The sequence below is a fragment of the Stenotrophomonas sp. TD3 genome (assembly GCF_001939825.1).
GTDB lineage: Bacteria > Pseudomonadota > Gammaproteobacteria > Xanthomonadales > Xanthomonadaceae > Stenotrophomonas.
The window spans coordinates 2,410,472-2,430,339 of the sequence record NZ_MOYM01000001.1 but is presented as its reverse complement, the minus strand read 5'-3'; the positions used below and the strand labels follow the sequence as shown (position 1 = coordinate 2,430,339).

Sequence of the window (19,868 nt, the reverse complement as noted above, 5' to 3'; positions counted from 1 at the left end):
ATGGTCGGGTCTCTCAGGCCTCGGCGGCCGGGGTTTCGCGCAGCTGGCGGTAGACCGCCGAAAGCTGGGACACGTCTTCGGCGGAGAACAGCAGCTTCAGCGCCGGCGAGACTTCGTGGCGGTCTTCCTGGCCGCTGAGGCGGGTCAGGATGTGGTTGTCCTTCATCTTCTGCACCGCCGAAGCGACGCGGCGGTTGAAGCCGGCGCGGTCGGTGGACAGGTTCTTTTCGTAGATGGCCAGCGCTTCGGCCATCTCGGCATCGGCCACCACGGCGCGGTTGCCGCGCGCGTCAGCCTCGGCCAGCTGCTGGCGCAGGAACAGCAACAGCACCGAATCGATGAAGGTCAGCGGCGAGGTGCGCAGCAACACCGGCGCATCGACGTCTTCGGTGTCAGCCTGGCGGGTGAAGGCCACGCCGCTGTCGCGGTCGAGCACCAGTTCCAGGAACAGGTCCGCCAGCGACGAACGGATGGCCGCCTCGCTGCGGATCAGCGCCGGCCACAGCTTGGCGTGGCGCAGCTGGTCGATGCTGGGGCCGATCAGCAGCTGGCACAGCGCGCGGCGCGCATCCAGCGGCAGCCGCCCGGTATCGCCGAGGTAGTACACGTCGTTGCCACGGCGGGGCTGCGCCACGGTCGCCACCGGCTCGGCCTCGTAGGCGTCTTCCGCCACGTCGGCCAGCGGTGCTTCGATGGGGTCTTCATGCCAGCTCATGGCGTCTCTCCTGGGTGAACCAAACCAGCGGGATGCGGGCGCGACGGACCTGGCCGTCGCCACCACGCCATTCGGCAAGCTCCTGCTCGCCGGCAACCACGTTGCCGAAGCGCGTGCCCAGCGACAGGTAGCCGATGACGCTGCCAAGACCCTGCGGCGCCTCGCGCTGCGACAGGGCCTGGGCGATGCTGAGCCGCGGCTGTGCATCGAGCAGGTCGTGCAGGTCGCGACGCAGGGTGCGGAAGTCGATTTCGGACGAAGCAACCAGGTCGCCCACGCTCTCCAGGCTGATCGCGGCCGCGTCGTTGTACTCGACGTTGCCATCGACCTGGGCACTGCGTGGATCATGCAGCTTCCACTGCGACCACGAACGCAGGCGGCTGGTGGTCAGCTGCAGGTCGCGGCCGATGCCACGCTGCGCAGGGAACTCGTCGCGCAGCGCCAGCGCTTCGGACTGCGCCTGCTTCAGCAGCTGGTTGAGGCGGCGCTGTTCCAGGTAGCCACGGCTCTGCACGAAGCCGCGCAGGCTGCGCGCGAAGTTCTGCAGCACGTCGTGCACCTGGCCACCGCGCTCGAGCATGGTGCTGGTGAAGCCGCGCAGGAAATTGCGCTCGTTGCGGTCCAGGCGGCGGGCGAAGCCACGCGCCAGCACCGCTTCCAGCGCAGCATCGAGCTGGGCGCTCTGTTCGGCGTCGTTGAGCAGTCGCCAGAACGCCTGGAAGCTGCGGCCGGCATCGCTCTCGCCGATCACATCCACGCCTTCGAACAGCTGCGACAGCACATCGCCGCGCTCGCCCTCGTCGTCGATGATGCGTTCGCGGAAATCGCGGTTGAGCTGCTCGAAGTCGTCGCGCACGCGGCGGAAGTCCTCGGTCAGCTCGTCGGCCAGGCCGATGATCTGGCGCGCACGTTCCAGCGCGCGCTTGCCGTCCAGTGCGATCACGCGGCCGGCACCAACGCGGGCGATCTCGGCGTCGATGCGGTCGCGCTCGTCGCGCAGCGCCGACAGGCGCGCGTCCGGATCGGATTCGGTCTGCGCGGCCAGCTGCGAGAGCTGTTCGATGACCAGCGCCAGGCGGCTTTCAGTGGCGGCCACGCGGGCCTGCTCGAGGCCATCGGCGAAGCGGATCGCCTGCAGCGCCGCGGTCGACAGTTCGTACTGCTCCTGGTCGGCACCTTCGGGCAGGCGGCGTTCCAGCCAGCCCTGGGCCAGCCAGTGCGCGATGTAGGCCTGCGCGGTACGCGGCAGGTCGCGCGACAGTTCATCGCCGTTGAGCTGGTCCAGCGCGCGTTGCAGGCGCTCGTTGAGCACCGACGAGGACAGCGTGCGCTCGCCGTCCATCAGCAGCCCCTGCAGCAGGCCGATGATTTCCGGAGCGTGGTCGGCGGCGAGCAGCTTCCACTGGGGCTGTTCGCGCAGATGGCGGTAACGGGAGATGCGTTCGCGATGCTTCATGCAGCGAAAGAGGTCTGTTGGGCTGACAGGGACGAGCCGCCACGCACGGCTGCCGCGCGGGCAGCCGTGGGCATGCCGGCCACACGCGGCCGGCGGGGTGCAGGCAAGCGGCTCAGCGCTTGCCGCCCACTTCGATGAAGCGCAGGAACTCGGCGCGGGTACGCGCGTCGTCGCGGAAGCTGCCCAGCATCTTGGAGGTGACCATGCTGACGCCGCGCTTGTGGATGCCGCGGGTGGTCATGCATTCGTGGGCGCCTTCGACGACCACGCCGACACCGATCGGCTGCAGCACATCCTGGATGCACTGGGCGATCTGCGCGGTCATCTTCTCCTGCACCTGGAAACGGCGGGCGTAGGCTTCGACGACGCGGGCCAGCTTGCTGATGCCCACCACCTTGCCGGCCGGCAGGTAGCCGACGTGCACGCGGCCGATGATCGGCGCCATGTGGTGTTCGCAGTGGCTTTCGTACTCGATGTCACGCAGGACGATCAGTTCGTCATAGCCGGCCACTTCCTCGAAGGTCCGCTCCATGTAGGCGCGCGGGTCGTCGCGGTAGCCGCTGAACCAGTCGCCATAGGCTTCGGCGACACGGCGGGGGGTATCCAGCAGGCCTTCACGGGACGGGTCCTCACCGGCCCAGCGCAGCAGGGTGCGCACGGCATCCTCGGCCTGGTCCTGGGTCACGTCGCCCTGCGGGGCGGCCTTTTCATTGTTCTTGCTCATTGCGTACAGCGTCCCGAACGGGGGGCGAGCATCGTACCCGACCGGGGGGTGGGTCGTCCTGTTGGTCGGGTTCATCGGGGGTCTGGCGGCGCCTGCCTGTTACGGGTCTGGATGGGGAAGGGCGGCAGGGCAGGACACGCCGTAAACCCATCCATGGGGGCTCGGTCGGCGCATCCATGCGCCTCACGGTCCTGCCCTGCCGCCCTTCCCCATCCCTGACAGTTTCCTGCGGGCGCGGCCGGACCGCCCGAAAGCGGGGTCAAAAGCAGGGGTTCATGGCTTCGGAAGCAGCGCGCCGCTGCTGTGGTGTCTTCTGCTTTGGTGGGTGCGAACCTTGGTCCGCACTGCATCTGCTTCTGCCTTTAAAGAGCCAACCCACCGCGCCCGCGGGGTGATGGGCGGGCAGCCGTGGCCGGGCGGGGCAGGACCGTCCGCGGCATGGGCCCGAGGCATGCCTCGGGCGGGTTGGGCAGGACGCCCAACGCCGGTCTTGCCGTGTGCGCAGGACGCGCACACGAGCAAGCCGCGGCTGAGCCCCCAAGGATGGGTTCACGGCGTGTCCTGCACCGTCCGGCCCCCGCTGCCCCACCCGACACCAGGCAGGCGCAACGCTTTCCTCACTACACCCGCCCATTCATAAAAACCCATTGATAGGAATGAAATTAGTAGTATCCTATCTATCTCTTATGGACCGACCCCTCGACGAGCGCACCGTGCTGCAGATGCAGCTCAGCTCCGGCCTGCTGTACGCAGGGCGGCAGTGGCAGCGCCTGGCCGACAGCCGGCTCGGCAGCTACGGCATCTCCACCGCCTGCACCATGCCCCTGCTGATGATCGGCCGCTCCGGCGGTGGCATCCGCCAGGTGGCGCTGGCCCAGCAGCTGGGCATGGAGGGTCCTTCCCTGGTGCGCCTGCTGGACAAGCTGTGCGCCAGCGACCTGGTCCGCCGCGAGAGCGACGCCAGCGACCGCCGCGCCAACCTGCTGTGGCTGACCGATGCGGGACACGCGCTGGTCAGCGAGCTGGAAGACCAGTTGATCGGCCTGCGCCAGGACGTGTTCGGCGAGCTTTCCATGGATGAACTGCACGCCGTGCTGAAGGCATGGCGCCTGCTGGCCGAGGCCGCCGACCGCATCACGTAAGAGCGCTGCCCCCGAATACCGCCGCTGCCGTGCACACGCCAGCGGCTTTTGCCCGTTGCTGTTGTTTCGTTGTTCCTCCCCCTCCCCCACCTCGCCCCTACCGATGCCCGGTGAATTCAGTCTCCACGGAGTGTTCGTCCCGACCCTGCTCGGGTTGATGTTGTTGGCCTATCTGGTCAACAGCGGCCTGCACGCGCTGCTGCAGCGTGCCGGCGCCTATCGCCATGTATGGCACCCGGCGCTGTTCAACCTGGCCCTGTACGGGATCGTGCTTGGCCTGCTGTTCCACCTCCTGCGTTGGATGCAATCGTGAACAAGATCGTGAAGAAGACCCTGCCGGTGCTGCTCACCAGCGCAGCCGTGATCGTCGCCCTGCTGGTGCTGCGCCAGCTGTGGGTCTATTACATGGACGAGCCGTGGACCCGCGATGCCCATGTCGGCGCCGACGTGGTGCAGGTGGCGCCGGACGTGTCCGGGCTGGTGGAAACGGTGAGCGTGGCCGACAACCAGGCGGTGAAGAAGGGCGACCTGCTGTTCGTGGTCGACCGCGCCCGTTACCGCATCGCACTGGAGCAGGCCAAGGCCAGCCTGGCCGAGCGCCAGGCCTCGGTGGCACAGCTGCGCCGCGAGATCGGCCGTGACCACAGCCTGCAGGACCTGGTCGCCGCCGAGGACGCCGAAGTGCGCCGCGCCAAGCTGCAGGCCGCACAGGCCGCGCTGGCCACCGCACAGGCCGCGGTCGACCTGGCCGAGCTCAACCTGGGCCGCACCGAGGTGCGCGCACCGGCCGATGGCCGGGTCAACGACCGCACCATGCGCGTGGGCGACTACGTGGTGGCCGGCAAGCCGGTGCTGGCGCTGCTGGATACCGGCTCGTTCCGCATCGATGGCTATTTCGAGGAAACCCGACTGCGCGGCGTGGCGCCGGGGCAACGCGTGGACATCCGCCTGATGGGTGAATCGACCCCGCTGCGCGGCCATGTCGAGAGCATCGCCGCCGGCATCGAGGACCGCTACCGCAGCAACGGCAGCACCCTGCTGCCGAACGTGACCCCGGCCTTCGACTGGGTGCGGCTGGCGCAGCGCATCCCGGTGCGCATCGCCATCGACGAAGTACCCAGGGGCGTGGAACTGATCGCCGGCCGCACCGCCACGGTGACCGTGGACACCGGCCGCCACCCGCACAACGACAAGGCCGGCACCGCGCCGACACAGGCGGGCCTGTGAACGCCGCCCTGCCCCGTCTCGGCCTGATCGTCGCGCTGGCCAGCCTGGCCGCATGCAGGACCGTTGGCCCGGATTACGCGCTGCCGGAAGGCTCGGCGTTCAAGCGCCCGGAGGCCAATGCGGCCTTCATCGATACCCAGAACCCGCAGGTGGCCGCCAACCAGGCGCTGCCCGACCGCTGGTGGTCGCTGTACAACGACCCGGTGCTGGATGGCCTGATCACCCAGGCGCTGCGCGACAACGTTGAACTGAAGGCCGCTGATGCGCACCTTCGCCGTGCCGCAGCGGTGTACGAACAGGCGCTGGACGCCGGCGGCTTCGAGTACGAGGCCGAGGCCGGGGTCAGCCGCGCGCAGCTGTCGGCCGAATCGTTCCTGCAGGAACACGAGCTGCCGGTGATCAACCTGGCCGATGGCAAGTTCGCGGTCAGCTACCAGTTCGACCTGTTCGGCAAGCTCAAGCGCGGCGCCGAAGCGGCGCGTGCCGACGAGCAGTCGGTCGCTGCGGCGCGCGACCTGGCCCAGGTCAGCGTGGTCGCGCAGGTGGCCGACAGCTACCTGGAAATCTGCCACGCCAACCACGAACTGCACGTGGCCGAGCATTCGCTGCAGCTGCAGCAGCGCAGCCGTTCGGTCACCCAGCGCCTGATCGATGCCGGTCGCGGCACGCCGCCGGAGCTGGCCCGCGCCAATGCCCAGGTGGCGCTGCTGGAAGCTGCATTGCCGCCGCTGCGCGCGCAGCGTTCGGCGGCCGCCTATTCCCTGGCCGCGCTGCTCGGGCAGACCCCGGGCCAGCTGCCGGCCGGCGTGATCGACTGTGCACACGCGCCCAGCCTGGCGCAGCCGCTGCCGGTCGGTGATGGCCGCGCACTGCTGCAGCGCCGCCCGGACGTGCGCCAGGCCGAGCGCAAGCTGGCCTCCGCCACGGCACGGATTGGCGTGGCCACCGCCGAGCTGTACCCGGACATCCGCCTGGGGGCCTCGCTCGGTGCCGCCGGCCTGCTGGAGGACTTCGGCACGCCGATGACCCAGCAGTGGTCGATCGGCCCACTGATCTCGTGGACGTTGCCGTCGTCCGGCACCCACGCACGCATCCACGCCGCCGAGGCGGGTGCCGATGCGGCGCTGGCCGAGTTCGACCACACCGTGCTGCAGGCGCTGCGCGAGACCCAGACCGCACTGGATCGCTACGCGCAGGACCTGCGCCGGCTGCAGTCGCTGCGCACTGCGCAGGAGCAGGCCGCACTGGCCGCCGAGCAGAACCGCCGGCTGTACCAGGGAGGCCGCACGCCGTACCTGTCCAGCCTGGATGCCGACCGCAGCCTGGCTACCAGCGACGCCACCCTGGCCGCCGCCGAAGCGCAGGTCTCGCGCGACCAGATCCACCTGTTCCTGGTGCTGGGTGGTGGCTGGCAGGCCAGCGCCGCCGCGCCCAACGCCTCGACCGCAGCGAAGTAAGCCATGAACGCGCTGACCGACCGCCAGGCCTGGCTGTTCTCGATCAAGACCTACCTGGCCGCGGTGGCCGCGCTGTACATCGCCATGGCCGGCAACCTGTCGCGCCCGTACTGGGCGATGGGCACGGTGTACATCGTCAGCCAGCCGCTGCTGGGCCCCACCCGCGCCAAAGGCGTGTACCGCATCGTCGGCACCCTGGTGGCCGGCCTGGCCACCCTGCTGGTGCTGCCGGCGCTGGTGGAAACGCCGCTGGTGCTGAGCGCGGCGATGTCGATCTGGCTGGCCGGCTGCCTGTTCATGGCCCTGCTCAACCGAGGGCCGCGCGGCTACGCGTTCCTGCTGGCCGGCTACACCACCGCCTTCATCGGCTTCCCGGCAGTGACCTCGCCGGAAACCATCTTCGACACGGTGGTGGCACGCAGCGAGGAGATCATCCTCGGCACGGTGGTGGCAGTGCTGTTTGCTTCGCTGCTGTTCCCGGCCTCGGTACGCCCGATGCTGCGCGCCCGCATCGGCAACTGGATGGAGGACGCCGCACAGTGGTGCCGGCAGATCCTTGAACGTGGCCGCGCGCATGCGCCGCGCAACCGGCTCGCCGCCGACCTGGTGCAGTTCGAGGCGCTGATCGAATTCCTGCGCCGCGATGATCCACGGCATGCCGGTTCGGCGGTGTCGATGGAGCGCCTGCGCGAGCGCATGCTGCTGCTGTTGCCGGTGCTGTCGTCGATTGCCGACCGCCTGAGCGCGCTGCGCAGCGATGGCCAGGCCCTGCCGGAAGGGCTGCCGGCGCTGGTCGACGACATCCACGACTGGCTGGATGGCCCGACCAACGCCAGCGAGTACGCCCGCCTGCGCGCGCGCATCAGCGCACTGAAGCCGCAGGTGGACCGCGACCTGCAGCACCTGCAGCTGGCCAGCCTGCTGCTGCGCCTGGAGGAACTGGTGGACCTGTGGCAGGACTGCCGCACGCTGCAGCACGCGATCGACCACGGCACCGCGCCGCTGGACCGCGCGCACTACCGCATCCGCACCGAGCGCGTGGCCGCTGACAAGCACGTCGACTACGGCATGGCGCTGTTTTCCGCGCTCAGTGCCGGCGTGGCGCTGATGAGCTATTGCGTGCTGTGGATCGCGCTGGGTTGGGAAGGTGGTGGCAACGGCGCGATGATGGCCGCGGTAACCGCCGCGTTCTTCGCCGCGCAGGACGACCCGGCACCGAGCATGGTGTCGTTCCTGGTGTGGGCGATGGTCGCCTCGGTGGTGGCCGGTGTGTACCTGTTCGGTGTGTTCCCCGCGGTGCACGACTTCGGGCTGCTGGCACTGGTGCTGGCAGTGGTTTTCCTGCCGCTTGGCTTGATGCTGCACCACCCCAAGAGCGCGCTGTTCGCGCTGCCGGTGACGGTGAACCTGGCCGCGCTGCTGAGCCTGCAGAACACCTACAGCGCCAACATCCAGACCTTTCTCAACTCGTCGATCGCGATGTTCATCGGCATTGGCTTTGCGGTGGTGATGACCCGCCTGTTCCGTTCGGTGGGTGCCGAGTGGACCGCGCGCCGGCTGGTGCGGCAAGGCTGGACCACGCTGGCCGAAGCCGCCGAAGGCCGTGGCCAGCAGGACCGCCAGCGCTTCGCCGCGCGCATGCTCGACCTGCTGGGCCTGCTTGCCCCGCGCTTGGCGGCGACGCCGGAGGGCAGCGACATCGCCTCGGTGGACATGCTCAACGAAGCGCGCATCGGCCTGAACATCCTGCAGCTGCGCCGCGCCCGGCTGGAACTGCCCGAGCGCAGCCGCGAAGCGGTCGAGCACATCCTGGAGGAGATCGCCGCGCACTACCGGCGGCAGATTGCCGCGCGCAAACCGATTGTGGCCGCCGAAGCGCTGCGCGAGCGGCTGGATACCTCGCTGGGCCGAGTCGGCAGCGTGGCCGCGTGCAAGGCGCGCGACGAAGCGCTGATGGGCCTGATCGGCCTGCGCTTCGCGCTGTTCCCGGAGGCCAAGGCATTGGCGCCGGGGCTGGCGATGAGTACGGCGACGCAGCCGTAGCGCGATACCCTGTGCGTCCACAGACACCGCGCAGGGGTCAGATCCTTCGCCCCCGGCGAAGGCTCTGATCCCCGCTCAGCACAGGAAGCTCCAATGAGTTACGACATGATGGTGTTCGAGGCCAGTGCGGCCCCGCGCGAGGCGGCGGCCTTCATCGCCTGGTTCGAGAAGCAGACGCAGTGGAACGAGCGCCACGAGTACGACGACCCGGCAGTCAGCAGCCCGGCGCTGCAGTCGTGGTTCGCGGAGATGGCACAGGAGTTCCCGCCGTTGAACGGCCCATTGAGCAACGACGATGACGAACGTGCCGAGGTGACCGAGTACAGCATCGGTAGTCAGGTGATCTACGGCGCGTTCGCCTATTCGGTGGCCGAGCGCGCGCACGGGCGGGTGCAGGACCTGGCCGAGAAGCACGGCGTGGGCTTCTTCGATGTGAGTGCCGATGAAGCGGCGATCGTGTTCCCCGATGGGCTGGTGTTGATCGCGGAATAGGTATGGCGGCAGGGCTGCGCCCTGCACCTGCCGAATCAACTTCAACGGCAACGTCAAAGGCTGGCATTCCGTGGGATGGCGGGGTAGGTCCGGTTGAGGGGGACGCCGTAAACCTGTGGTGGTCTAATCAACCTGGACACTCGATAGGGATCAATTTCGAGAATCGAGGCAACCCATGGCAAATCAGATCACGCAGGGCATGAGAGACGAGGCCGTTCGCCTTGTCGTTGTGGAGGGGCAGACCGTCAGGGACGTTTGCCAACTGATGGATGTCGGTCCCACGGCATTGAGGCGCTGGATTGCGCAGTGGCGCCGCAAACATGAGCCTCAGGCCCAGGCTCCTCCGCCAGACCCCCAGGTCGGAATCGCCGAACTGGAAGCCCAGAACCGCCGGCTCAAGGAGGAGCGGGATCTCCTAAAAAAATCCATCGCCTTCTTCATTCGGGACAGCGATCACCGGAACAAGTGATCGACGAATTGGGGAAGGCTGCTCCAATCCGGCTGCTGTGCGAGTTGATGGGCTATCCCCGCAGCAGCTACTACGCTTGGCTGCGCCGGGAACCTCAGATCGATCAGCAGTTTCTGGACCAGGTTGAACTGGTGCGTCGCAGTCATGAATCCAGTCGCGGCAGTTAGGGGTCCCGCAGGATGGTCAAGGAATTGGCCAACAAGGGCCTGGAAGTCGGACGCTACCGTGCTCGGACACTGATGCGCAGGGCTGGAGTGAGGGCTCGACAGCACCGGCGGCACAAGGATCACAGCCTTGGGCCACAGGCTTTGACGGTTCCCAATGTATTGGACCGACAGTTCAACCCGACAGCGCCCAATCGGGTTTGGGCAGGCGATATCACCTACATCCCGACCCAGCAGGGCTGGCTCTATTTGGCCATTGTCGTGGACCTGTTTGCTCGCCGGGTGGTGGGTTGGGCGCATTCCCACGAAGCGGGCGCGTGGCTGGCCGTCAGGGCGCGTCAGGGGGCGTTGAAGCAGCGCCGTCCCAAGACGGGGCTGTTGTTTCACTCCGATCAGGGCCGGCAAGACACCAGCCATGCTATGGCCGAGATCCTGCGCGACAACGGGATCATCCAAAGCATGAGCCGTAAGGGCAACTGCTGGGACAACGCCGTGGTGGAGCGGACCTTTGCCACCCTCAAGGCAGAATGGCTCTACTCCAAGTACCCGGCGCGGCAGGAGGCGGTGGCCGATATCGAACGGTTCGTAGACTGGTACAACCACCGTCGGCTGCACACCGCCAACGGCCTGGTGCCGCCTGCCCTCCACGAAGAGCAGGCAGCCTGAACACCCCTTGAGAGTGTCCAGAAAAGCTTGACCACCACAACCCATCCATGGGGGCTTGGTCGCGGCATCCATGCCGCTCACACCCCCTCAACCGGACCCACCCCGCCTTCGACAGTTTTCCGCGATCTGTCACGGCGTTCTGCTCTGGTGGGTGTCGACCTTGGTCGACACGGTAGATCCACGCCATGCGTGGATGAACGTCGGAATGATCGAAGTACGCTTTTGTAGAGTCGAGCCATGCTCGACTGCTTCTGCCTGACGATCAGGTGAAGGGGTCAGAGCCCATTCCCGGTGGGAACGGGATCCGACCCTGGTTCAGAACAAGGTGCCCTGCACGGTAGGCTGTTCGATGCGCGCCGGTGCTTCGGCCTCCGCTTCCGCACCCAGCCGCCAGGCCAGACCACCCAATCGGCTGGCATGGCGCTTCAGCGCGGCCTGCAGCACGTCCGCGCTGCCCGCCACATGCAGCACCTGGCGGGCGCGGGTCAGGCCGGTGTAGACCAGTTCGCGTGACAGCACGCGGCTGTCCTGGCGTGGCAGCTGCAACCACACTTCATCGAACTCCGAGCCCTGTGCCTTGTGCACGGTCATCGCGAAGGCGCTTTCGTGCGCGGGCAGTGCCGCCGGGTGGAAGGCGCGCGGCTGATCAACGCTGTCGCCGGGGAACCAGGCCACCATCGCGCCGCTGCCATCGCGCAGGCAGATGCCGATATCGCCGTTGAACAGGCGGTGCCGGTAGCTGTTCTCGGTGACCAGCAGCAGGCGGCCCTGGAAGTAGCCCGGGGTGTTGCCGGCCAGCAGCTGTTCGATGCGGCTGTTGAGCCCGCGTGCGCCCTGCGGGCCTTCGCGCAACGCGGTCAGCACGCGCAGGCGCCCGGCCTGCTGCAGGGCAAGCACTGGATCGGCCGCGTCGGCCAGTGCACGCCAGTGGCCCAGCAGGTGCTCGCGCTGGCCACGCAGCGGATCGGCTTCGCCTTCGTGGAAATGCACGCCGGCCAGTTCACCACTGCGCAGCAGCTGCAGCGCGGTGCTGCTGCCGCCCTCGCGCACGGCATGTGCCAGCGGTGCCAGGTCCAGCGCATCGCTCTGCCGGTAGCCGCGCTGCAGCTGCACGCGGCGCCCGGCGAAGGCGCGTGGTGTGGCCTGTGGCTGCAAGGTAACCGGCGCCAGCAGGCCATGCAGTGCCTGCGCGTCATCGGCGCCGGTGCCGATGCCGTCGCCGCTGGCACGCAGGATCGCACTGAGCACGTCGCCGGCCTCGACCGAGGGCAACTGATCGGGATCGCCGAGCAGGATCAGCCGGGTACCGCTGGCGATCGCGTCGACCAGCTTGGCCATCATCGGCAGATCGATCATCGAGGCTTCGTCGACCACCACCACGTCCACCGGCAGCGGATTGTCAGCGTGGTGACGGAAGCGCGGTGAATCGGGAATCACCCCGAGCAGGCGATGCAGGGTGGTGCCGGTACTGGGCAGCGCCGCGCACAGCGCCGGGTCCAGTCCTTGTTCCTGCAGGCGTTGCACAGCCACGCGCAGACTCTCGGCCATGCGCTCGGCGGCGCGCCCGGTGGGCGCGGCCAACGCCACCTCGGGCAGCGGCTGGCCGGCGTGCCGGGCCTGTGCCGCCAGCAGCAGCAACAGGCGCGCGATGGTGGTGGTCTTGCCGGTGCCGGGGCCGCCAGTGACCAGCGCCAGCGGATGGCGCAGGGTCACGCCGGCGGCGCGTGCCTGGTGGTCCTCGCTGCCCGATGCCTGCGGGAACAGCTGCGCGAACAGCGGTGCCAGCGCGGCCATGTCCGGTGCCGGCAGCGGATGCCGACCAATGCGCTGCAGGCCGGCCGCCAGCTGGCGCTCGTACTCGCGATAGCGGCGCAGGTAGAGCAGCCCGTTTTCCAGCACCAGCGGTGCATCCTCGGCGATGGCATCGGCCTGCTCCGGCGTCGCCACCCACGGCGATGCGCGCAGCTGCGCCAGCCAATCCTGCGCGGCAGGCCACTCGGGCACGCCTTCCAGCAACCGCTGCGGTTGTGCCGGATCGAACGCAGCGTGGCCCTGCGACACCGCCAAAGAAGCCAGGGCGGCCGCCAGCGCCACACTGTCGGGCGTGTCGTCGCGCAGCCGCTGCAGGCTGGTTGCCAGCGCATGATCGAGGGTGCGCAGCTGGCCCTTCTGGTGCAGCTCCTTCAGCAGGCTCATGCACTGGCTCCACGCGCACGTGCGGCCAGTTCGGCCTGGGCCTGCTCGCCACCGGCGAACAATGCATCCAGCGCATCCACCAGCGCCAACGGGAAGCGGTCCACATGCACACCGTTGCCGGCGGCATCCAGGCCGCGACAGAACAGGTAGCGGATGCCGCCCATATCGCGCTCGTAGTCGTAGGCCGCGCCCAGGCGGAAACGCAGCCAGCGATGCAGGGCCACCGTATAGATCAGCGCCTGCAGGTCGTACTCACTGTGGCGCATGGCAATGGCCAGCAGGTCCGGGCTGTAGCCGGGCAGGCGGTTGGATTTGTAGTCGAGCACGTACCAGCGCCCGTCGCGCACGTAGGTCAGGTCGATCATGCCGGTCATCAGCCCTTCCAGGCGGCGGCGCTGGCCGAAGCCGCGACGCGTACTGGAAACCCCATGTGCATGCAGCACATGCAACAGCGCCTGTACCGTGGTCGGTTCGATGGCGAAATGGAAGTCGATTTCCGCGCGGCGCTCGCCTTCGCCCAGGCTGTGCAGCGCACCGCCCTCGGGCAGCGGCACGGTGAGCGTGTGGCCTACCAGCGGCACCAGCACCGCCACGCCATCGTCCAGGTCGACATCGGCATAGCCTTCGTCGTGCAGCGCCTTGCGCAGCACCCCGGCCTGGCCCTCTGGGGCTTCCAGACCCGGCTGCCAGTCAGCCCAAGCAGCGAAGTCGACGTTCTCCATCGCTTCGTGCAGCACGTTGCCGAAGCGACTGCCCATGAAGCGCGGGTCGACCGCCACGCTGTCCTCGGCCGCCGCAGCGGGTTCCGGCAGCGCCGGTTCCAGCGGCAGTTCCGGGCCGGCCGGTTCGTCGGCGGCGGGCGCCGGCAGCTCGGTGGCGGCGGCTTCGATATCACTGCCAGCACCCGCGTCGGCATGCGCCAGCTGGGTGAAGCTGTACACCCACCAGTCGTGTGGTACGCGCCGGGTCAGGGCACGCACCGCCGGAAGGTCACCCTCCACTTCGGCCGCCAGCTGCGGCAGCGCAGCCGGTGTCTCGCTGTCATCGATGTGCACGTCGGCTTGGGCGCGCAGCGCCTGCAGGTCACCCAGCAGCGGTGCCAGACGCGTCCTGCCAAGCCCGGCCAGATCACCCACGGCGATCCACAGCGCGTGTTCGGCGCGGGTCAGGCCGACATACAGCAGGCGTGCATCCTCGGCGCGCTGCTCGCGCTCGCGCTGGGCACTGGCCGCTTCCCAGGCTTCGTCCTTGTCCAGCTTCCAGTGCAGCTGGCGCTGGCCATCCACATGCACCGTGCAGTGCGACGACGTGTTCGGTGCGCCGCCGTCGATGCCGACGAAGGGCAGGAACACCAGCGGATACTCCAGGCCCTTGCTCTTGTGCAGGGTGATGATCTGCACGCGGCGCGCATCCGATTCCAGGCGCAGCAGCTGCTGCTCGTCATCCTGGTCGGCGCTGGCCATCTGCCCCTGCAGCCAGTCCAGCAGGCCATGCATGCCCAGCGCCTGCGCCGAGGCTTCCTGCAGCAGTTCGCCCAGCTGCAGGTAGTTGGTCAGGCGGCGCTCGCCGTCGATCAGCGCCAGCAGGCGTTCACCCTGTGCGGCACAGACATCGGCGATCACCGCGAAAGGCCCACCGCGCTGCCAGCGCTCGCGCCAGTGCAGCAGCTGTGCCTGGAAATCGCGTTGCAGGTCGCCCTCGCGTTCCATCGCCGCGATCGCGCTGGCCCGCTGGCCCAGCAGTACCGTGGCCAGCGCTGCACGCAGGCGGCCTTCGTCGGCCGGTTGCAGCAGTGCCAGCAGCAGCGCACGAAGATCGCGCGCTTCAGGGGTGGAAAACAGGCTCTGCTTGCCGGCCGCCACCGCAGGAATACCGACCGCGGCCAGCGCCCGTTGCACCAGCGTCGCTTCGCGATGCGAGCGCACCAGCACCGCGATGTCACCCGGCCGCACCGGCTGCCCACGCAACACGGCATTGCCCGCACGCGCCTCGACCAGAATCTGGTGGATCGCGGCCACGCAGGCCTGGGTCGCCGCCTCACGCGAGGCATCGGCGCTCATCGCCTTGTCACCGCCACTACGCAGCACGCGCAGGGTAAGTGCCGTGGCGGCGTGGCCGTCGCGCAGGTAGTCCTCATCGGTGCGCACGCCACCGGGACGCACCGGCTCGAACTGGATGTCGCGTTCGAGGAAGGCGTCTTCGCCACCGTTGTCGTACAGCGCCTGCAGCGCACGCAGCACAGCCGGCCGCGAGCGGAAGTTCTGGTCCAGCACCGGCGCCTGCTGCGCCACCTGCTTGGCCTTCAGGTAGGTGTGGATGTCGCCGCCGCGGAATCCGTAGATCGCCTGCTTGGGGTCGCCGATCAGGAACAGCGCCGGCGCCAGGCCGAGTTCGCGTACCTCTGGCGAATCGCCGAACACGGTGTGGAAGATGCCCCACTGGCGATCGTCGGTGTCCTGGAACTCATCGACCAGCGCGATGCGGTACTGCGCGCGCAGCTGCCTGACCAGCGCCAGACGCTGCGGGCCTTCCAGGGCCAGTGCCACGCCATCGATCAGATCGTCGTAGGTCTGCACCCGGCGCGTGCGCTTCAGCGCCTGCAGGCGCTGCGTGGCTTCGGCGCGAAGCGCGTGCAGGAAATTCAGCGCGGTGGCACGCAACCAGGCATCGCGTTCGGCCAGCAGCGCGACATAGCGCGCCAACGGCGCCTGCACTGGCGACGACGGCGTGCGGTCGGGGAATTTCTTGTTGGTCTTGTCGGCCAACACCTCCGGCAGCAGTGCCGGCAGGCGTTCGCTGGCCAGCAGCTCGCGCGGGTCGGCGCGCCCGGCCCAGGCCAGCAGCTGCCGGCCCAGCGTGTGCAACCAGCCCAGCTTGTAGGACACCCCGTTGATCCACTTGTTGTCGACGGCATCGCAGAGGTCGATGAAGAACTGCTCGCCATGCTCGCGCAGCGCCAGCTGCAGTTCGGCGGCGGTGGCCTGCAATGCCGGGTGTGGATCGGCCAGCGCCACCGGCCGTGGCAACGGGTGCAGAGGCGGCGCGGCCAGCAGCGCGCGCAGATCGGCGGCCAGCGCATCCGGGTTGGACCACAGCCAGGTCAGCGGTTCCAGCGTGGCCGCGTCGTTGGCGTGCACCCGCCACAGATCTGCGGCCAGCTCCTCCAGCAGCTCACGATCGCTGGGCAGCAGTTCCGGCGGGTCGAAGGTATGGCCGCTCTCCAGCGCATGCTCGCGCAGCACGCGGGTACAGAAGCCGTGGATGGTGAAGATCGACGCCAGGTCGATCTCATCGGCGGCCACCTGCAGGCGTCGCTTCAGCGCGGCTGCGCTCTCGGTGCCACCCAGCAGATGGCGCTGCAGCACGTCGCGGGTCAATCTCGCGTCCGGTGCTTCGCCCTCGGCCGGTTCCAGATCGACCAGGCGCGCGGCCAGCGCCAGGCGCTCGCGGATGCGCTTGCGCAGTTCCTGGGTGGCGGCATCGGTGAAGGTCACCGCCAGGATCTGGCCGATGCGCAGGCCCTGCTCCACCACCAGGCGGGTGAACAGCGTGGCCAGGGTGAAGGTCTTGCCGGTACCGGCGCTGGCCTCGATCAGGCGGATGCCATCCAGCGGCAGGGCCAGATAGGGATCGCCCGCCATGCGCTGGGAGTCCTCATCAATGATGGCGGTGCTCATGCGCCGCCCTCCTGGCGTGTATCGGCGCCAAGCGTGCGACCTTCGCGCACCGCGCTGAAGACCACCTGGCTGTTGCGCAGCAGGTCGGCATAGCTGGCGTCGGTGGCGAACGGGTCGGCGCCACGCAGCAGCAGCTGCCAGGCATCGCTGCTGGATTCACCCCAGCTGCGGTCACTGCCGTGCCACTGCTTCCAGCCTTCGCTGCGCTGTTTTTCGGCCGGCGCGTTGTACAGCACCCAGCCGGTGTACGGGGCAAAGCGCAGCGGTTCACGCAGTCCGCGTTGGCGCAGCTGCAGCAGTGCGCGCAGCGCGGCGCGTGCAGCCGGAACGCTCAACGCCGGCAGCACATGCGGGCCAGGACCGGCGTCGCCGCCATCGTGGAACTGCACAAGGGGCAACGCATCGCCGGCAGCGTTGGCCAGCAGCCAGTCCAGGCCCTGGCGGATCACCGCATTGCCATTGAGGGTACCGGCGCGCAGGCGCACCAGCCCGTCGGGGTGTCGATCGGCCACCCGGCCATGCAGGCGCACGCCATCGATCTCCACTTCATAGCGGCGGCTTCCCAGCGGTTCGCCCTGCATCCAGCCCAGCAAGGCGCTGGCATACGGGCGCGTCTTCAACTGCTCCACCTCGAACTGGCGCTCGCCCAATGGGCCGGAGGGCAGCAGGCCGCGTGCGCGCAGGCGCGGGTACAACGGCTCGGTATCGCCACTGAGCGTGGCGCGCACCACCGCCGCCTGCACGCTGCGCTTCTCCGGGCCGCGCGAGGACAGCACCAGCGGTTCCAGGTCATCGACCTCCTCGACGTCGTCGGCCAGGCGCAGGCCCAGCGACTGCACCAGGAACTGCCCGGCCGGGTCGCACAGGAAGCGGCGCAGGGTGTCGAGTGCGACTTCGTCTTCCACCGCATCGTCGAGCGGCGGCGGCAACGCTGCATCGAACCACGGCTGCAGGCCCCCACGCTCGCCGGTAAGGCGACCGGCAGCCGGATGCCACTGGCGGCGATAGCTGAAGCGGCGTGGATCGCCATCACCGAACGCAGCCGGCGAGAACGGCTGCAGTGCGTGGCGCACGGTGAAGTCGCGGACCGCCGCAGGCGGATCGAGGTGATACGCGGCCGCGGCATCGATCAATTCACTGACCAGCACCGACGGCTCGCGCACGCTGCCATCGCGCGGATCGGCACCGAGGTAGCTGAGGTAGAACACTTCCTGCGCGGCGGCGAACAGCTGCAGGAACAGGAAACGGTCGTCTTCGCGGGTGGAGCGGTCGCCCGGTCGGCGGCGCGGCGTGTCCAGCTCGGCAGTGAGCTGGTTGAGACCGGCCGCCGGGTCACGGCGCGGGAAGTCGCCATCATTGAGACCGAGCACGCAGATCACCCGGAACGGCAGCAGGCGCATCGGCACCATGCGGCCGAAGCTGATGCCACCGGTCAGCAGCGGCGCGCGCGTATCGGCCTCGCCCAGCGCACCAGCGAAGTGCGAACGCACCACCTCCGGCGGCACCCCGTCCGCGAAACCGGCCTTGGCGGCATCGTCGGCGAACTGGTTGAGCAGCTTGCGCAGGCGCTCCAGCGCGCGCTGGCTGTTGGGCGAGCTGGGCGCGGTCGGCAGCAGCGCGTCCAGCAGCGACAGCAGGCGCTGCCGCCACTGCGCCGGCGTCAGCAGCTCGCCGAGGCGACGCTGGTAGATCGCCAACACGCGCAACAGGCGCAGCAGCCGGTCGAGCACTTCCAATGCGCCGCCCTCCAGCTCGATCCACGGTGCAACACCGGCCAGGTCGGCCTCGCTGCCGGTCGCGTGACCGAGCACCAGGCGATCCAGCGCGAACTGCCAGGTGTAGGCGTCGTCGGCCGGTGCCTGGTGCTGGTTGCGGTGCTTCGCATCCAGGCCCCAGCGTGCACCGGCCTGCTGCAACCAGCCATGCAGGCGGTCGAAGTCCACCGCTTCCAGACCGGCCGCCTCGGCCAGTGGCGCGCTGGCCAGCAGGTCCAGCACTTCGTTCAGGCCGAAACGCGAGACCGGCAGGCCCAGCAGGTGTACGAACACATCGGCCAACGGCTCGCCCGCCAGTGGACTGCTGTCGGCCAGCGCATAGGGAATGTGCTCGTCCTCGCCCCCGCGGCCGCCAAACACCGCTTCCAGGTACGGCACATAGGGATCGATGTCCGGCGCCAGCACCGCAATCTCGCGTGCCTGCAACGGCGGGTCAAAGCGCGGGTCCTGCAGCAGGCTGCGCAGCTGATCGTGCAGCACCTGCAGCTCGCGCAGCCGGGTATGGCAGGCATGCACCTGCAGGCTGGGGTCGTCGCTGCGCAGCCCGTCGCGCAGCTCGCCCGAGGGCAGTGCGCGGCGGTGGAACAGATCGCGCTGCAGGCGATGCAGCAGGCTGTCGGACAGCCCCCCTTCGGCCAGGGTCGGCCGGGTGTCGTCCTCCGGATCGGAATAGGCCGCGATCTCGCCGGCCGGATGCACCACCTCGTAGCTGCCCAGCACCGCCATGAAATCGCGCCCCGCGGCGCCCCAGGCTTCCAGCAACCGATTCTCGCCCGCGGCTTCACCGAAGGGATCCGGTGCACCGCTGCGCAGGCGCTCGGCCAGGGTCTGCAGGTCGCCCCAGTACGACTGCACGGGGGTCGGCATATAGAAGTGCAGCTCGCCCACCCGCGCCTGGGTGGCCATCACCCGCAGCACGTCGGGTGAGATGTTGAGCGTCGCGAACGCCGAGATGCGCGGCGGCAGGCCCTGTGGCAACGGCTGGCCAGCGCCCTCGAAGCGATCCAGGTAGGCCTGGATGCGGCGGGCGCGGTAGTCATGGCCACCGGCGATGGTGCGCCACAGGATCGCCTGCGGGTCGGCCGGGTCGGCGCCGGCCTCCCAGCGCAGCAGCCAGTCGCGGCGCCAGGCCTGGTACTTCTCGAACACAGATGCCAGTTCACCGGCCAGTGCCCACGGCTTCAGCGCATCGCGGCCGGCAAGATAGGACTGCAGCGCACGCATCGGTGGCTGTGCCAGCAGCGCCGGGTCGCGCAGTGCCTGATACAGCTTCCAGTGCAGGCCTGCCGCGTCCAGGTCGTCGCGTTCACCCGGCACATTGGCGTTGAGCGCCCGGGCAACGAACTCGCCCGGGGTCAGGAACTCAAGGTTGGCGGCCACGCCATATTCGGCAGCGAGTGTCGCTTGCAGCCAACGCCGCATCGCCACCTGCGGGATCAGCACCACCTCCGGCGCGAGCAACGGCTGGCCCGGAACCGGCGCACGCACGTTGCGCGCCAGCAGCGCGGCCAGCACGTCCAGGGAGTTGGAATGGTAGAGGCGGAAATCGCTGCCCGGGTCACTCATCATGCACAGTGTGCAGCACGGCAGGCAGTATTCAATGGTCAGCCCATCGCCGGTACGGATTGTTCCGGGCTGCCGGCCGATTGTCCCGGCCAGGCAAGA

15 protein-coding genes are annotated in these 19,868 nt (G+C 68.8%); 9 read left to right on the top strand and 6 right to left on the bottom strand.

Annotation, left to right across the window (positions count from 1 at the left end; all coding sequences use genetic code 11):
- Positions 1–13 precede the first annotated feature (13 nt).
- The 3 genes from BKE09_RS11325 to folE all read right to left on the bottom strand — a co-directional run bounded on the left by BKE09_RS11325 (position 14) and on the right by folE (position 2,895).
- Positions 14–715 (bottom strand): DUF4194 domain-containing protein, encoded by a 702-nt coding sequence (locus BKE09_RS11325; RefSeq protein ID WP_075675802.1) that lies wholly within the window; start codon positions 713–715, stop codon positions 14–16.
- Positions 702–2,171: a DUF3375 domain-containing protein gene (locus tag BKE09_RS11320; protein WP_075675801.1), complete on the bottom strand. Its 1,470-nt coding sequence runs from the start codon at positions 2,169–2,171 to the stop codon at positions 702–704. The genes BKE09_RS11325 and BKE09_RS11320 overlap by 14 nt, the downstream gene beginning before the upstream one ends.
- Positions 2,172–2,283: 112 nt before the next feature.
- Positions 2,284–2,895 (bottom strand): GTP cyclohydrolase I FolE, encoded by a 612-nt coding sequence (gene folE, locus BKE09_RS11315; protein ID WP_004141296.1) that lies wholly within the window; start codon positions 2,893–2,895, stop codon positions 2,284–2,286.
- 686 nt (positions 2,896–3,581) lie between these two features.
- Between folE and BKE09_RS11310 the strand changes: the two genes are divergently transcribed.
- The 9 genes from BKE09_RS11310 (at position 3,582) to BKE09_RS11275 (ending at position 10,555) form a co-directional block, all read left to right on the top strand.
- Positions 3,582–4,037 carry a MarR family transcriptional regulator gene (locus tag BKE09_RS11310; RefSeq protein ID WP_012481667.1) on the top strand — a complete coding sequence of 152 codons (456 nt, stop codon included), beginning with the start codon at positions 3,582–3,584 and terminating at the stop codon, positions 4,035–4,037.
- A 103-nt stretch (positions 4,038–4,140) separates the two neighbouring features.
- The gene (locus tag BKE09_RS11305) at positions 4,141–4,350 is read left to right on the top strand and encodes a DUF1656 domain-containing protein (RefSeq protein ID WP_010487502.1); all 210 of its coding nucleotides are present in this window, start codon (positions 4,141–4,143) and stop codon (positions 4,348–4,350) included.
- Positions 4,347–5,264: an HlyD family secretion protein gene (locus tag BKE09_RS11300; RefSeq protein ID WP_075675800.1), complete on the top strand. Its 918-nt coding sequence runs from the start codon at positions 4,347–4,349 to the stop codon at positions 5,262–5,264. The genes BKE09_RS11305 and BKE09_RS11300 overlap by 4 nt, the downstream gene beginning before the upstream one ends.
- Complete coding sequence (locus BKE09_RS11295) at positions 5,261–6,721, top strand: efflux transporter outer membrane subunit (RefSeq protein ID WP_075675799.1); 1,461 nt, start codon at positions 5,261–5,263, stop codon at positions 6,719–6,721. Before BKE09_RS11300 ends, BKE09_RS11295 begins: the two co-directional genes overlap by 4 nt.
- Positions 6,722–6,724: 3 nt before the next feature.
- On the top strand, positions 6,725–8,764 hold the full coding sequence (locus BKE09_RS11290) for an FUSC family protein (protein WP_075675798.1): 2,040 nt from the start codon (positions 6,725–6,727) through the stop codon (positions 8,762–8,764).
- Between the two features lie 93 nt (positions 8,765–8,857).
- Positions 8,858–9,256, top strand: coding sequence for a hypothetical protein (locus BKE09_RS11285; RefSeq protein WP_075675797.1), 399 nt, complete (start codon positions 8,858–8,860; stop codon positions 9,254–9,256).
- 175 nt (positions 9,257–9,431) lie between these two features.
- Positions 9,432–9,725: a transposase gene (locus BKE09_RS11280; protein WP_075675796.1), complete on the top strand. Its 294-nt coding sequence runs from the start codon at positions 9,432–9,434 to the stop codon at positions 9,723–9,725.
- A complete protein-coding gene (locus BKE09_RS23495; protein WP_170871741.1) occupies positions 9,722–9,892 on the top strand; it encodes a hypothetical protein in 171 nt (56 codons plus the stop codon). Before BKE09_RS11280 ends, BKE09_RS23495 begins: the two co-directional genes overlap by 4 nt.
- A 12-nt stretch (positions 9,893–9,904) precedes the next feature.
- Positions 9,905–10,555 (top strand): IS3 family transposase, encoded by a 651-nt coding sequence (locus tag BKE09_RS11275; protein WP_083663083.1) that lies wholly within the window; start codon positions 9,905–9,907, stop codon positions 10,553–10,555.
- Positions 10,556–10,870: 315 nt separating this feature from the next.
- Here the strand turns inward: BKE09_RS11275 and recD are convergent, their stop codons facing one another.
- The 3 genes from recD to recC are packed head-to-tail and all read right to left on the bottom strand — an operon-like array spanning position 10,871 to position 19,772.
- On the bottom strand, positions 10,871–12,751 hold the full coding sequence (gene recD, locus BKE09_RS11270) for an exodeoxyribonuclease V subunit alpha (protein ID WP_075675795.1): 1,881 nt from the start codon (positions 12,749–12,751) through the stop codon (positions 10,871–10,873).
- The gene (gene recB, locus BKE09_RS11265; protein ID WP_075675794.1) at positions 12,748–16,428 is read right to left on the bottom strand and encodes an exodeoxyribonuclease V subunit beta; all 3,681 of its coding nucleotides are present in this window, start codon (positions 16,426–16,428) and stop codon (positions 12,748–12,750) included. Before recB ends, recD begins: the two co-directional genes overlap by 4 nt.
- The gene (gene recC, locus BKE09_RS11260; RefSeq protein ID WP_075675793.1) at positions 16,425–19,772 is read right to left on the bottom strand and encodes an exodeoxyribonuclease V subunit gamma; all 3,348 of its coding nucleotides are present in this window, start codon (positions 19,770–19,772) and stop codon (positions 16,425–16,427) included. Before recC ends, recB begins: the two co-directional genes overlap by 4 nt.
- Positions 19,773–19,868: the final 96 nt, after the last annotated feature.

Coding starts and splice junctions, on each gene's coding strand:
- BKE09_RS11325 (WP_075675802.1), bottom strand. CDS start 715: ATGAGCTGGCATGAAGACCCCATCGAAGCACCGCTGGCCGACGTGGCG.
- recD (WP_075675795.1), bottom strand. CDS start 12,751: ATGAGCCTGCTGAAGGAGCTGCACCAGAAGGGCCAGCTGCGCACCCTC.
- BKE09_RS11275 (WP_083663083.1), top strand. CDS start 9,905: ATGGTCAAGGAATTGGCCAACAAGGGCCTGGAAGTCGGACGCTACCGT.
- BKE09_RS11290 (WP_075675798.1), top strand. CDS start 6,725: ATGAACGCGCTGACCGACCGCCAGGCCTGGCTGTTCTCGATCAAGACC.
- BKE09_RS11280 (WP_075675796.1), top strand. CDS start 9,432: ATGGCAAATCAGATCACGCAGGGCATGAGAGACGAGGCCGTTCGCCTT.
- BKE09_RS11320 (WP_075675801.1), bottom strand. CDS start 2,171: ATGAAGCATCGCGAACGCATCTCCCGTTACCGCCATCTGCGCGAACAG.
- BKE09_RS11310 (WP_012481667.1), top strand. CDS start 3,582: ATGGACCGACCCCTCGACGAGCGCACCGTGCTGCAGATGCAGCTCAGC.
- recB (WP_075675794.1), bottom strand. CDS start 16,428: ATGAGCACCGCCATCATTGATGAGGACTCCCAGCGCATGGCGGGCGAT.
- folE (WP_004141296.1), bottom strand. CDS start 2,895: ATGAGCAAGAACAATGAAAAGGCCGCCCCGCAGGGCGACGTGACCCAG.
- recC (WP_075675793.1), bottom strand. CDS start 19,772: ATGATGAGTGACCCGGGCAGCGATTTCCGCCTCTACCATTCCAACTCC.
- BKE09_RS11305 (WP_010487502.1), top strand. CDS start 4,141: ATGCCCGGTGAATTCAGTCTCCACGGAGTGTTCGTCCCGACCCTGCTC.
- BKE09_RS11285 (WP_075675797.1), top strand. CDS start 8,858: ATGAGTTACGACATGATGGTGTTCGAGGCCAGTGCGGCCCCGCGCGAG.